Source organism: Ralstonia mannitolilytica (assembly GCF_905397375.1).
GTDB classification, from domain to species: domain Bacteria; phylum Pseudomonadota; class Gammaproteobacteria; order Burkholderiales; family Burkholderiaceae; genus Ralstonia; species Ralstonia mannitolilytica.
This window is the reverse complement of sequence record NZ_CAJPVG010000013.1, coordinates 1-13,038: the sequence shown is the minus strand read 5'-3', so window position 1 is coordinate 13,038 and position 13,038 is coordinate 1. Positions and strand designations below refer to the sequence as shown.

Sequence of the window (13,038 nt, the reverse complement as noted above, 5' to 3'; positions counted from 1 at the left end):
GGTGGGGCGTTCTGCATTATCGGCAGGACGCCCATCGCGCGATGGCACGTTTGCGGCAGATCAACCCGTTCGATCATAAGCCGCGTCCGCGTGCACATCGCGCGTAGCCGCTGTTACCATTCGATCCAATCACATCATCTGCAGAACGTGCGCGCATCGCTTCGCCGGCCGTGGTTCGCCGGATTCCTAGTCATCGCTTTCCTGACAGTTCAACTGGCAGCGGCAGCATACGCCTGTGCGGCAAGCCGCGGCTCAGCGGAGGTCATGCCCACCATGGCCGATGCGACCGACGCCGGTGCCATGGTGCAGTCGTGCCCCGAGATGGCCATGCAGGCGCAGCAGGATGTGCACCAGCATGACGGCCTCTGTCTTGAGCACTGCCAGAGCGGCACCAAGTCGGCCAATCACGTATCGCCGCAGATTCCCATCTTCCTGCCCGTCCTGATCCGGATGATCACGGCCGAGCCAGTCATCATGGCGGACGGCCAATCGGTCTTGCTCGCCGATGTGGCGCCCCGTGCACCACCACCCCCGATTCCCATCCTGAACTGCTGTTTCCGCACGTAGCCTCCGAAGCGACGTATCTCTCACGCCTTGCCGCCTAACCGGCAAGGTGGTCGTTGCTTTCCGGAGGCTTTATGCTTTTGCGTTTTCCCCCACGCGGTGGGCGCTTGCTCGCGCTCGCCGTCCTGCTGCTTTTAAGCAGTCATCTGGCGTATAGCCAGACCGATGCGCTCTCCTTGCAGGAAGCGATCGGCTTGGCATCGTCCCGCTCCGCCGACGCGGAAACCTCCCGCGCCGGTGTACAGTCGGCGCTCGACATGGCCGTGGCGGCAGCCCAACTGCCCGACCCTGTCCTCAAATTCGGCGTGAACAATGTTCCCGCCGATGGCAGCGACCGGTTCTCCATCGGCACCGATTTCATGACCATGCGCTCGGTCAGCGTGATGCAAGAGCTCACGCGGACCGAGAAGCGCCGTGCCCGTGCGGAACGTTTCAACGCCGAGGCCTCCGCGGCCGAAACACAGCGTGTCGCCGCGCTGGCAGCCGTCCAGCGCAGCACAGCGCAAGCCTGGCTTGACCGCTGGTATGCCGCACGTACCGTTCAACTGCTGGCGGAACAAACAGCCTCTGTCGCCTTGCAGGTCGAGGCAGCCGAGGCGGCCTATCGCGGCAATCGCGGCTCACGCGCCGACATCGTAGCTGCACGCCTTGAACGGCAGCAGTTGCAAGACCGGACCGACGAGGCCCGGGCGACGGAAGCGTCTGCCAAGGCCATGCTGCGGCGCTGGGTAGGCGACGCATCCAGCCGCCCGCCCGCCGCGCCCCCCAGGTTCGACGTCCCGCAGTGGCTCGACGCGCTGGACGACGCGGCCATCGATACCCTGCCCGATGTGGCCGCTGCCAGCGCGCAAGCCGCCATGGCGGACGCTGAAGGACGTGTCTCTCGTGCGGCCAAGACACCCGACGTGACGGTGGAGCTGATGTATAGCCAGCGCGGACCGGCTTACGCCAACATGGTGTCGTTGAACGTCTCCCTGCCGATTCCCTGGGATCAGAAGAACCGCCAGGACCGCGAGGTCTCGGCCAAGCTGGCGCAAGCCAATGCCGCGCGCGCTCAAGCAGAAGTCTTGCGGCGCAACATGGTGGGCCAGATTCTGGGCAAGCGCGAGACGTTGCGACTGAACCAACGCCGCCTGGATCGCTATCAAACCACGACCGTCCCGCTAGCGCGCGCGCAAACCGAGGCAGCGCTAACGTCCTACCGGACTGGAAGCGGTTCGCTCGCCGCGGTCGCCGAGGCAAGCCGCAAGGCACTCGACCTTGCGCTGGAACGTCTCAAGCTCGAAGCGTCGACGGCCCAACTCTGGGCCGAGCTCGCCTTCCTCAAACCGCTCCCCACGGCAAACCAGCCGACCTCCAACGTTGGAGTTCAACCATGAACCGAACCATCTTTGCGCGCATTGCAGCCAGTCTGGTGTTGGCGAGCCTTGGCATGGGCGCCACCTACTACCTTGGCGTGAGGCAGGGACAGCGGAGCGCGCCCACGCAGGCGGCAGCATCTGCCCAAGCCGCCGATGCCCCGCTCAAAGCGGGCGACATCGATCCCAAGACGGGCAAGCGGATTCTCTATTGGCAAGACCCCATGGCACCTGGCCAGCGTTTCGACAAACCAGGCAAATCACCTTTCATGGACATGCCGCTTGCCCCCGTCTACGAGAATGGCGCCGGCGGGAGCGCCGCCGTCACGGTTGATGGCCGTGTGGCACAGAATCTTGCTGTGCGCACGGCTGAGGTCAAGACCGGCCGGCTGGACGCCATGCTGGAAGTGCCCGGCAATATCGCCATCAACGAGCGCGGCATCGAGATCATTCAAGCGCGCGCCGCCGGCTTTGTCGAACGGGCGTACGCGAAAACCACGTTAGACCCGGTCAAGCGCGGGCAACCGCTGATCGTCGTCTACGCGCCGGAATGGGTCGCCGCACAAGAGGAGTACCTGGCCGTTTCGCGTACGGCCAACGCCCTGCAGGGGGACCTGCGCAGCGCAGCGTTGCTGCGCATGCGCCAGGCCGGCATGACGGAGGCGCAGATCCGGCTGGTCGAATCCACCGGCAAGCCACAGCCACGGCTGGCGATTTCCAGCGACATCGATGGCGTCATCACCGAGGTCGGGGTCCGGGACGGCATGGCTGTCGCACCCGGCATGACGCTCTTCAAGATTGCCGACTTGTCCACCGTGTGGGTCTTGGCGGAGATTCCCGAGAGCCAAGCATCGGCCATCCGCCCGGGCCAGGCGGTGACGGCCACGGCGACGGCAATCGCTGGACACGCGCTGACCGGCAAGGTGGATGCCATCCTGCCCGACGTCAATGCCAATACGCGAACCGTCAAGGTGCGCGTCGAACTCCAGAACCGGGACCGCCGCCTCTTGCCCGGCATGTTCGCCAACGTGCGGTTTGGCGCGCAAGCCGGCCCGGACAAGCTGCTGGTCCCCACGGAGGCGTTGATTCGCACCGGTACGCGCACGATCGTCATGGTGGACGCCGGCAATGGCGGCTTCAACCCCATCGAAGTCAAGACCGGAGCCGAAGCCAATGGGCAGACCGAAGTGACCGACGGTTTGAGCGCGGGACAGAAGGTGGTGGTTTCCGGGCAGTTCCTGATTGATTCGGAAGCTAGCCTGCGCGGCACCGCCCAACGCATGGCATCGCCACCTGCGGCCTCCGCGCCCGCAGCGGCCGCCATCGAGCATGAAGGCGTCGGCCGCATTGAGGCTGTCACCAGCGAAGGCCTGACGATCTCACATGGCGCGATTCCGTCCGCGCACTGGAGCGCGATGACAATGGATTTTGCCGCACCGCCCTCCGGCCTGCCAAAGCGCTTCAAGCCTGGGGACCGTGTGCGCTTCCGGTTCCAACTGCATGACGATGGCATGGCAGTCCTGTCCTCGGTCGAGCCGGCCGGCGCGGATCAGGGGGGCAAGCCATGATCGCACGGCTGATTCTCGCGTCCATCCGCAACCGCTTCCTGGTGCTGCTAGCGACCGTCATGCTGACGGCCTGGGGTCTGTGGGCCGCGCGCAGCACGCCGCTCGATGCGCTGCCCGACCTGTCGGACGTACAGGTCATCATCCGCACGCCGTTCCCTGGCCAAGCGCCGCAGATCGTGGAAAACCAGGTCACGTATCCGCTGACCACCACCATGCTGTCGGTGCCGGGCGCCAAGACGGTGCGCGGCTACTCGTTCTTCGGCGATTCGTTCGTCTATGTGCTGTTCGAGGACGGGACTGACCTGTATTGGGCACGCTCGCGCGTGCTGGAGTACTTGAACCAGGTGCAGTCCCGCCTGCCTGCGGCGGCCAAACCGGCGCTGGGCCCGGATGCCACCGGCGTGGGCTGGATCTACGAATACGCGCTGGTCGATAAGACCGGCCGGCACGACTTGGCCCAACTGCGGGCGTTGCAGGACTGGTTCCTGCGCTTCGAGTTGAAGGCCCTGCCGAACGTCGCGGAGGTCGCTTCCGTCGGCGGCATGGTCAAGCAGTTCCAGGTGGTGTTGCAGCCGGACCGGCTGCGTGCGTTCAACCTGACACAGGCCAAGGTGCTGGCAGCGCTCAAGGGTGCCAACCAGGAGACCGGTGGCTCCGTGCTGGAACTGGGCGAAGCCGAGTACATGGTCCGCGCCAGCGGCTACCTGAAGACGCTCGACGACTTCCGGCAGATTCCCCTGATGACGAACGATGCGGGCATCGCCGTGCATTTGGGCGATGTCGCCACCGTCCAACTCGGGCCCGAGATGCGCCGTGGCATCGCGGAACTGAACGGTCAGGGCGAGGTGGCAGGTGGCGTCGTCATCCTGCGTTCAGGCAAGAATGCCCTGGAGACGATCGAAGCCGTCAAGGCCAAGCTCGCCACGCTGCGCACCAGTCTGCCCGAAGGCGTGGAGATCGTTCCTGTCTACGACCGGTCCGGTTTGATCAAGCGCGCGGTGGACAACCTGACGCACAAGCTGATCGAGGAATTCATCGTCGTCGCTGTCGTGTGCCTGGTGTTCCTGTTCCATCTGCGCTCGGCACTGGTGGCAATCGTCTCGCTGCCGCTGGGCGTCCTGGCGGCCTTCCTGGTGATGCGATACCAGGGCGTCAACGCCAACATCATGTCGCTGGGTGGCATCGCCATCGCCGTCGGCGCCATGGTCGACGCGGCCGTGGTGATGATCGAGAACGCGCACAAACATCTGGAGCATTGGCTCGAGGACAACCCCGGCCGCGAACTCACAGGCCACGAGCGCTGGAACGTGATCGGGGAATCGGCGGCAGAAGTGGGGCCGGCGCTGTTCTTCTCGCTGCTGATCATCACGCTGTCGTTCATCCCCGTGTTCACGCTGGAGGCGCAGGAGGGCCGCCTGTTCTCGCCGCTGGCGTTCACCAAGACGTATTCGATGGCGGCAGCGGCTGGGTTGTCGGTCACGCTGGTGCCTGTGCTGATGGGCTACCTGATCCGCGGGCGTATCCCGAGCGAGCAATCGAACCCGCTCAGCCGCTGGCTGATCCGCCTCTACCAGCCAATGCTGTCCAAGGTGCTGGCGTATCCCAAGGCGACGGTCGCTATCGCCATTGTGCTGCTGGGGGCAACGGCCTGGCCGATCCTGCGCACAGGCGGCGAATTCATGCCGCCGCTGGATGAGGGCGATCTGCTGTATATGCCGTCAGCATTGCCTGGGTTGTCGGCCGGCAAGGCGGCTCAGCTCCTGCAGCAGACCGACCGCCTCATCAAGACGGTTCCCGAAGTGGCCAGCGTGTACGGCAAGGCTGGGCGCGCGGACAGCGCAACGGACCCGGCGCCGATCGAGATGTTCGAGACCACCATCCAGTTCAAGCCGCACGACCAGTGGCGCCCCGGTATGACGACCGACAAACTGGTGGAAGAACTCGACCGCGTGGTCAAGGTGCCGGGGCTGTCCAACATCTGGGTGCCACCGATCCGCAACCGCATCGACATGCTCGCCACCGGCATCAAGAGCCCGGTCGGCATCAAGGTGGCGGGCACGGACTTGAAGGAGATCGATCGACTGACCACTCGGATCGAGGAGACCGTCAAAACCGTGCCGGGTGTCACCTCTGCGCTAGCGGAGCGGTTGTCCGGCGGACGATACATCGACGTGGACATCAACCGACAGGCCGCCGGCCGATACGGCCTGAACATCGACGACGTGCAAAGCATCGTGTCATCCGCCATCGGTGGCGATAATGTCGGTGAGGTGGTTGACGGCCTGGCCCGCTTCCCGATCAACCTCCGCTATCCGCGCGATTATCGGGATTCCGTGGAGCAGTTGCGGCGTTTGCCGATTGTCACTGACCGGGGCCAGCAGATTGTGTTGTCCGACGTCGCGGACATCCGCGTCGTGCAGGGCCCGCCGATGCTGCGCAGCGAGAATGCCCGGCTCTCGGGTTGGATCTATGTCGATATCCGGGGGCGCGACCTGCGCTCGGCGGTGAAGGACATGCAGGCAGCAGTGACCAAGGCGGTGCCGATGCCGGCGGGCTACGCGCTGAGCTGGTCAGGGCAGTTCGAGTACCTGGAGCGTGCGAGTGCCAAGCTGCAGGTGGTCGTACCATTCACCTTGCTGATCATCTTCGTGCTGCTGTACCTCGTGTTCGGCCGTATCGACGAGGCGCTGCTCATCATGGGCACGCTGCCGCTCGCACTGATCGGCGGGTTCTGGCTGCTGTATCTGCTCGGCTATAACCTGTCGGTGGCCGGAGTCGTCGGCTTCATTGCGCTCGCCGGGGTGGCGGCCGAATTCGGCGTGATCATGCTGCTCTATCTCAAACACGCTTGGACCGAGCGGCAGGAAAACGGTCAAACTTCTACCCAAGCGCTACTGGAAGCGATTCAGGAAGGCGCCGTGCTGCGTGTACGCCCCAAGGCCATGACGGTGGCCGTCATCCTGGCTGGCCTGCTCCCGATCATGTGGTCGGACGGCACAGGCTCCGAAGTCATGCAGCGCATTGCCGCGCCGATGGTCGGCGGCATGATCACCGCGCCGTTGCTGTCCCTGTTTGTCGTTCCTGCTGTCTACCTGCTGCTGCGCAGGCGTGGCAGCGGGCAATCCATTCCCCAACCACCCTCTCATGACAAGGTCTCACGATGAACTACGTTTCCGCTGTTGTATTCGCCCTGACGCTGGCGTCGACTCCAGCCGCCTTTGCGGCCACGCCGATGGAAGGTATGGACATGAAGCCTGCTGGTCAAACCAAGCAGGCGCCCAAGCCCGTGGCAGCAGAGGTCCGCAAGATCTACCTCGACACCGGCAAGGTCACGCTTAAGCACGGCGCCATCGACAATCTCGGCATGGGCGCCATGACGATGACGTTTGCCGTCAAGGACAAGGCATCACTGCAGCACTTCAAGGAGGGCCAAGCGGTGTGGGCCGTCTTTGATATGGTCGACGGTCAGCCGACCGTCGTCGATTTGCGGAGCAAGTAAACCCTCGGCGGCGCACGGCCCATCGGTCGTGCGCCGCTGCATGCTGCGGAATCAGCCAGAAAGTCCCTTCACGAGGGCGCCTTGTCGTGACATCAATGCTGAGCGCAACAACCCTGCTATAGCGACGCTGCTAGCCCCGAGCATCCAGCCGGCGACCACATCCGCCGGGAAATGCATCCCGGCGGCAACACGCGACCACCCGACCAACGCGGCGTAGAACACCAACGCGAGACGCCCCCGAAAACCCACCAAGGGCCAGAGTGCCCCGACCACAAGCGCTGCGAACGTCGAGTGCCCGCTCGGCAGGCTGTAGTGCAGTTCCGGCTCACCAATGACGTGCACGAGGTGGCCGAGTACCGCCGGTGGCCGTGGGAAATCCAGCCACCACTTCAAGGCGGAAGCGGCCAGCAGGGCAAGCGCGAAGGCCAACCCAAACGTGACGAGGCGTTGCCTGACAGCGCACGCGCGCGCTGGATTCGACGCTGATATCGACCACCGCCAGAGCCCCAGCAGCAAGAGCGGCGCAGTCCAGTAGTTGCCAATCAGGCTAAAGCACCACGCCACCGGGTCCAGGGCGCTTGGCATCCCCGAGTTGATGGCGTGGAATAGCGCGACGTTCCAGCCGCCCCAGTCGTACACGAGGAACTTCCAATTCATTTGCGCAGCAACCTCAGCCCGTTGCCGACCACCAGCAGGCTGGCGCCCATGTCGGCAAACACCGCCATCCACATGGTGGCCTGGCCTGTAAAGGTCAGTGCCAGGAACACGACCTTGATGCCGAGCGCCAGCGCAATGTTCTGCTTCAGCACCCCGGCCGTGGACCGGGATAGTCGTACAAACGCCGGGAGCTTGCGCAGATCGTCGTCCATCAGCGCAACGTCGGCCGTTTCGATCGCCGTGTCCGTCCCGGCCGCGCCCATTGCGAATCCAATATCGGCCCGTGCCAGCGCCGGCGCATCGTTGATGCCATCGCCGACCATGCCGATGGTTCCTTGTGCGGATCGGCGCTCGATTTCGCGCTGCTTGTCTTCCGGCAGCAGATTACCGCGAGCCTCGTCGATACCGACCTGCTGCGCAATCGCCTCTGCGGTGTGCGGATTGTCGCCGCTCAGCATCAAAGTCTTGATGCCCAGTGCGTGCAATTCCTTGATCGCTTGGCGACTGCTGTCCTTGATGGTGTCCGCCACACCGAACAACGCGCGTACGCCGTCCTGGCCGATCAGCATCACGACCGTTTTGCCCTGGGTTTCCAGCACGGCAAGCTGTGCTTCCAATGCCGGCGAACACACGCCCAGTTCCTCGACCAGACGATGATTGCCCAGGTGATAGAGCGCACCGTTGACATGGCCCCGGACGCCGCGTCCGGGCAAGGCCGCAAAATCGGTGACGTCGCGCAGGGCTAGGCCTTGGTCCTGCGCCGCGCGGGCCACGGCCAGGGAGACGGGATGGTCGGAGCGGGCAGCCAGGCTAGCTGCCAGGATCTGGGCGGCGGACGCGTCCGCACCGTTCCAGGCCACGACGTCCGTCTGCGCTGGCTTGCCGTGCGTGATCGTGCCGGTCTTGTCGAGCGCCAACCATTTCAGCTTGCGTCCCTCTTCCAGATAGACGCCGCCCTTGATGAGGATGCCGCGCTTCGCGGCGGCCGCCAGGCCGCTCACAATGCTCACCGGCGTCGAGATCACGAGCGCGCAGGGGCAAGCAATCACGAGAAGAACTAGGGCCTTGTAGATCCAGTCCAGCCAAGTCGCACCGAAGACCAGCGGAGGGACGATGGCCACCGCAAGCGCAACCGCGAACACAATGGGCGTGTACAGCCGGGCGAACTGGTCAACGAAGCGCTGCGTGGGCGCTCGACTGCCTTGCGCGGCCTCGACGGCGTGAATGATCCGTGCCAGTGTGGAGTCGCTTGCCGCTGCGGTGACGCGATATTCGAACGACCCGGATTCGTTGATGGTGCCGGCGAACACGGAGTCGCCCGCTGCCTTCTCGACCGGCAGGCTCTCGCCCGTGATCGGCGCCTGATTGACGGATGACCGCCCCTGCAGAATCGTGCCATCGAGCGCGATGCGCTCGCCCGGCTTGACCCGCACACGGCTGCCAACGGCCACGGTCTTGGCATCGACGTCGGACCAACTGCCGTCGCTGCGCTGTACCGTGGCTGTCTCCGGGGCGAGATCCATCAGCCCCCGGATCGCATCTCGGGCGCGGTCCAGCGAACGGGCTTCGATGACCTCCGCCAAGGCGAAGAGGACCATCACCATCGCCGCTTCCGGCCAATGGCCGATCACCATCGCCCCAGTGACTGCGATCGACATGAGGGCGTTCATGTTCAGGTTGCGGTTCTTGAGCGCGATCCAGCCTTTCTTGTAGGTGGACAGCCCGCCGGTCAGGATCGCGGCCAGCGCCAGGATCACCACCACCCAATGGTTGCCACCGTTGAGCCAATACACCACTTCCGCCAAGACGGCGTTCGCGCCGGCAATGGCAAGCGGCCACCATTTGGTGGGCGCGGCATCTTGTTCGGGAAGCGGTGCTGCGGCAGAGCGGTCGCGCACCTCGGCATCGAAGCCAAGCGACTGAATGGCAGCCAGCACTTGCGGTAGCGCATCGGCAGCGTGTTGAACGGCGAGTGTGCGTTGGACGAGATTGAACTGCATGTCTGACACGCCCGCCATGCCCGCCAGCTTGCCGCGAATCAGCGTTTCTTCGGTCGGGCAGTCCATCTGACGAATGGTCAGGACTGTGCTCTGCCCGGCGGGGCTTTCATCGGCGCGAACCGCTCGCATGCCAACGGCTGCCAAGGCTTGCTCGATCGGCGCCGGGGATGGCAGCCGGTGCTGGACGGCCAGCGAACGCTGCATCAGGTTGAACTCAAGGTTGACCACGCCGGGCAGCGCCGCCAGCTTATTGCGAATGAGCGTTTCTTCCGTCGGGCAGTCCATGTTGTCGATCCGGTAGCGGGATCGTTTCAGGTCAACAGCCGCCGCATCGCCGTCCGCCGGCGTCACCACGTTGGTGGCAGCACAACCGCACCCCTTGGAGCCGCAATCACTCACAGCACCTCCCTTTGTCGCTTGAAATGGATTGGACTCAAGTACACACTCTATAGCTACTATAGAGTCAAGGGACTTCGGCCCGACATCATGAACATTCAGATCGGTGAATTCGCCAAGCGCACGGCCTGCCCGATTCAAACCATCCGGTACTACGAGCGCGAAGGCCTGTTGCCGCCGCCGGACCGCAGCTCGGGCAACTTCCGGCTGTACAGCGAGCGGCACATTGAGCGGCTGCAGTTCATCCTCCACTGCCGGTCATTGGACATGCCGCTGAACGACGTGCGGACACTCCTGCGCTACCGCGAGCGACCGGACGAGGATTGCGGCGCGGTGAACACCCTCCTGGACAAGCACATCGAGGAAGTCGAGCGGCGTATCGAGGCACTGGGGGTGTTAAAGCACCATTTGTGCGCGCTGCGCGAGACCTGTTCCGACGGGCGAGCTGCAGAAGCTTGCGGAATCCTGCAGGGGTTGTCCGAAGGTAGCGGCACGTGCACTGGAGACGGCACGCACCGCTGACACGAAGGGGAATGGCCGAACGGGTTCGCTATGTGACCCCTTCGGCCGCATGTTTTTTGACCAGCGCGACATCTGCGTCACGAAACATGAATTACAATCATTCTCATTTAAAGCCATTTCTCCCGCTTCGCCGGTAGGCTCTTCATGCAACTGCAGCGCGTCGTCACCCTCATCCTGTTCTACCTGCTGACATCGGTTTCAAGCGCGTACGCCGACACGCTGTCCACTCAAGACAAGACCAAGCAGGTCTGGCAATTACTCGACTATCTGGCGGTCGATTACGGTCGCTCCGTCAAGGACGGCCAGGTGGCCAATGCCGATGAGTACGCCGAAATGCAGGAGTTTGCGCATGCGGCGCAGCGCCAGATTGCCGAGTTGCCGGCGGGGCCACAGACGCAAGCCTTGCTCAAGGATGCTGGCGCGTTGCGCACGCTCATCGCCGACAAGGCCGCACCCACCGTCGTCGGTGAACAGGCGCATAAGCTCGCGGACAGCTTGCTGGCCGCCTACCCGGTGCCGATGGCGCCCAGCAAGGTGCCCGACCTGAAGCATGGAGCTACGCTGTATCAAAGCCAGTGCGCGTCCTGCCATGGCAACACCGGACACGCCGATGGTCCGCTGGCCGCCAAGCTGAGCCCGCCCCCCATAGCCCTGGCCGATCATCAGCGCGCCCAGGAGCGCAGCGTCTTCGCCCTCCAGCAGATCATCACGCGCGGTGTCGAGGGCACCTCGATGCCGAGCTTCGCGCAGCTCACTGACGATGATCGCTGGGCACTGGCCTATTTTGCGTCGACCTTGTCCTATTCCGATGCGGACCGGCAAGCCGGCGCCAAATTGTGGGCATCCCGCCCGGAGCTGCATAGCGCGGTGCCGACGCTCGCCAAGCTCAGCCAGACGCCAGAAGCGTTGCTGGCCAAGACGATCAGCCCGGATGCCGCGCGGCAATTGACCGCCTATTTGAGAAGCGCGCCGGATGTGCTGAACGCCTCCAACGCAGACAGTCTCGCAATCGCCAAGGACAAGCTCAAAGAGAGCGTAGCCGCCTTCGACCAGGGCGACAAAGCGACTGCCTCGCGCCTGGCGCTCTCCGCCTACCTCGACGGCTTCGAGCCGGTCGAACCGGCCCTGGCCGCCAAGAACCAGTCGCTGTTCCAGGACATCGAAAAAATGATGGGCCTGTATCGCAACGCGATCACTACCGGTCAGGCCGAGCAGGTACGGGACATCGCGCAGCATCTGCAGACGATGCTGACTGAAGCCCAGGATGCACTGGGTGGCACCAACGACCCGCTGTCGACGTTCCTGGGCGCCTTGACGATCCTGCTGCGCGAGGGCCTGGAGGCACTGCTTGTCGTGGTCGCCATGATGGCCTTCCTGAAGAAGGCCGAACGCACCGACGTGCTGCCATACGTCCATGCCGGCTGGATTGTTGCGCTGGCCGCCGGTGGACTGACGTGGGCCGTCGCTACCTACCTGGTGGATTTGAGCGGTGCCAGCCGCGAGATGACCGAAGGCTTCTCGGCAATCTTTGCGGCCGTGGTCCTGCTCGGCGTGGGCATGTGGATGCACCAGAAGAGCCTGGCCGGTCGCTGGCAGGCCTATGTGAAGCAGAAGCTGTCCTCCGCGCTGAACAAGCGCTCGGCGATCATGCTGTTCGTGCTGTCATTCGTGACGGTGTACCGCGAGGTGTTCGAGACCGTGCTGTTCTACGCCGCGCTGTGGAGCGAAGGGAACGGCATCTACCTGCTGGCCGGCTTGGGCTCCGGGATTGCGATCCTGGCGATCATCGCCGTCGTGCTGCTGCGCTCCTCGGCGCGCCTGCCGATCCGCCAGTTCTTTGCCTTCAGCTCGGCTCTGGTCGCGGTCCTGGCAGTGGTGCTGATCGGCAAGGGCGTTGCGGCGTTGCAGAAGGTTGGTTTTCTGCACATCACGCCGATTTCGATGCCGCGTATTGACGTGCTGGGGATTTACCCGTCCATGCAGACGGTGATCGCACAGGTGGCGATCTTGCTGATCATTGTGCTCAGCTTCGCGTATAACCTCCGATCGCAGAAGGCATCGAGCAAAGCGTAGTCGCTACCTTGATTTGAGAGTTCAATGGCGGATATCGACAGGTATCTGCAGGCAGCGACCCGCGATCACACACGGCGCAGCTATCAGTCCGCCATCCGTCATTTCGAGCAAGAGTGGGGTGGCTTCCTGCCGGCCAGCGCCGACAGCGTTGCACGCTATCTGGCTGAGCACGCACAGACGCTTTCCATCAAGAGGGTTGGCCGGGATTCGTGTATTTCTCGCCAGAATGATCCTAAGGCGATGATTCAAAAGGGAATTTCCGATCAAGATCGGATTTTGCGGCGTCATGCGTAAGCACCCGGTGAACCCGTCTTGCCAGCTAGGTGGCGCTGGGCGTCCAGCGATGCGGGAGCAGTTCGGCGATGTCGGCCGCCTTGTGGGTCGGCAGTCGCGTGAGGACG

General features: G+C 64.0%; 10 protein-coding genes. 8 read left to right on the top strand and 2 right to left on the bottom strand.

The window, feature by feature from the left end; translation table 11 throughout:
* The first annotated feature begins 147 nt into the window (after positions 1 to 147).
* The 5 genes from KHN96_RS19615 to KHN96_RS19595 all read left to right on the top strand — a co-directional run bounded on the left by KHN96_RS19615 (position 148) and on the right by KHN96_RS19595 (position 6,989).
* The gene (locus tag KHN96_RS19615) at positions 148 to 567 is read left to right on the top strand and encodes a hypothetical protein (protein ID WP_009277756.1); all 420 of its coding nucleotides are present in this window, start codon (positions 148 to 150) and stop codon (positions 565 to 567) included.
* A 71-nt stretch (positions 568 to 638) separates the two neighbouring features.
* A complete protein-coding gene (locus KHN96_RS19610; RefSeq protein ID WP_004635223.1) occupies positions 639 to 1,943 on the top strand; it encodes a TolC family protein in 1,305 nt (434 codons plus the stop codon).
* The gene (locus KHN96_RS19605) at positions 1,940 to 3,490 is read left to right on the top strand and encodes an efflux RND transporter periplasmic adaptor subunit (RefSeq protein ID WP_004635224.1); all 1,551 of its coding nucleotides are present in this window, start codon (positions 1,940 to 1,942) and stop codon (positions 3,488 to 3,490) included. The genes KHN96_RS19610 and KHN96_RS19605 overlap by 4 nt, the downstream gene beginning before the upstream one ends.
* Positions 3,487 to 6,654: an efflux RND transporter permease subunit gene (locus tag KHN96_RS19600; RefSeq protein ID WP_004635226.1), complete on the top strand. Its 3,168-nt coding sequence runs from the start codon at positions 3,487 to 3,489 to the stop codon at positions 6,652 to 6,654. The genes KHN96_RS19605 and KHN96_RS19600 overlap by 4 nt, the downstream gene beginning before the upstream one ends.
* Complete coding sequence (locus KHN96_RS19595) at positions 6,651 to 6,989, top strand: copper-binding protein (protein ID WP_004635229.1); 339 nt, start codon at positions 6,651 to 6,653, stop codon at positions 6,987 to 6,989. The genes KHN96_RS19600 and KHN96_RS19595 overlap by 4 nt, the downstream gene beginning before the upstream one ends.
* A gap of 51 nt (positions 6,990 to 7,040) precedes the next feature.
* On the opposite strand, the gene KHN96_RS19590 is transcribed toward KHN96_RS19595, so the two are convergent.
* Together KHN96_RS19590 and KHN96_RS19585 are read right to left on the bottom strand one after the other, a co-directional pair.
* The gene (locus KHN96_RS19590) at positions 7,041 to 7,646 is read right to left on the bottom strand and encodes a phosphatase PAP2 family protein (RefSeq protein ID WP_009241695.1); all 606 of its coding nucleotides are present in this window, start codon (positions 7,644 to 7,646) and stop codon (positions 7,041 to 7,043) included.
* Complete coding sequence (locus tag KHN96_RS19585; RefSeq protein WP_012435722.1) at positions 7,643 to 10,045, bottom strand: heavy metal translocating P-type ATPase; 2,403 nt, start codon at positions 10,043 to 10,045, stop codon at positions 7,643 to 7,645. Before KHN96_RS19585 ends, KHN96_RS19590 begins: the two co-directional genes overlap by 4 nt.
* Before the next feature lie 87 nt (positions 10,046 to 10,132).
* On the opposite strand from KHN96_RS19585, the gene cadR reads away from it, so the two are divergent.
* The 3 genes from cadR (at position 10,133) to KHN96_RS22850 (ending at position 12,931) form a co-directional block, all read left to right on the top strand.
* Entirely contained in the window at positions 10,133 to 10,564 is a 432-nt protein-coding gene (cadR, locus tag KHN96_RS19580; RefSeq protein ID WP_009277754.1) for a Cd(II)/Pb(II)-responsive transcriptional regulator, read from the top strand.
* 144 nt (positions 10,565 to 10,708) lie between these two features.
* Entirely contained in the window at positions 10,709 to 12,637 is a 1,929-nt protein-coding gene (locus tag KHN96_RS19575; RefSeq protein WP_012435721.1) for an FTR1 family protein, read from the top strand.
* A 24-nt stretch (positions 12,638 to 12,661) separates the two neighbouring features.
* Positions 12,662 to 12,931 carry a hypothetical protein gene (locus KHN96_RS22850; RefSeq protein WP_244855912.1) on the top strand — a complete coding sequence of 90 codons (270 nt, stop codon included), beginning with the start codon at positions 12,662 to 12,664 and terminating at the stop codon, positions 12,929 to 12,931.
* Positions 12,932 to 13,038 lie beyond the last annotated feature (107 nt).

Bases quoted from the DNA above. Each gene is read 5' to 3' on its own strand.
- cadR (WP_009277754.1), top strand. From the start codon at position 10,133: ATGAACATTCAGATCGGTGAATTCGCCAAGCGCACGGCCTGCCCGATT.
- KHN96_RS19605 (WP_004635224.1), top strand. From the start codon at position 1,940: ATGAACCGAACCATCTTTGCGCGCATTGCAGCCAGTCTGGTGTTGGCG.
- KHN96_RS19575 (WP_012435721.1), top strand. From the start codon at position 10,709: ATGCAACTGCAGCGCGTCGTCACCCTCATCCTGTTCTACCTGCTGACA.
- KHN96_RS19600 (WP_004635226.1), top strand. From the start codon at position 3,487: ATGATCGCACGGCTGATTCTCGCGTCCATCCGCAACCGCTTCCTGGTG.
- KHN96_RS19595 (WP_004635229.1), top strand. From the start codon at position 6,651: ATGAACTACGTTTCCGCTGTTGTATTCGCCCTGACGCTGGCGTCGACT.
- KHN96_RS22850 (WP_244855912.1), top strand. From the start codon at position 12,662: ATGGCGGATATCGACAGGTATCTGCAGGCAGCGACCCGCGATCACACA.
- KHN96_RS19610 (WP_004635223.1), top strand. From the start codon at position 639: ATGCTTTTGCGTTTTCCCCCACGCGGTGGGCGCTTGCTCGCGCTCGCC.
- KHN96_RS19590 (WP_009241695.1), bottom strand. From the start codon at position 7,646: ATGAATTGGAAGTTCCTCGTGTACGACTGGGGCGGCTGGAACGTCGCG.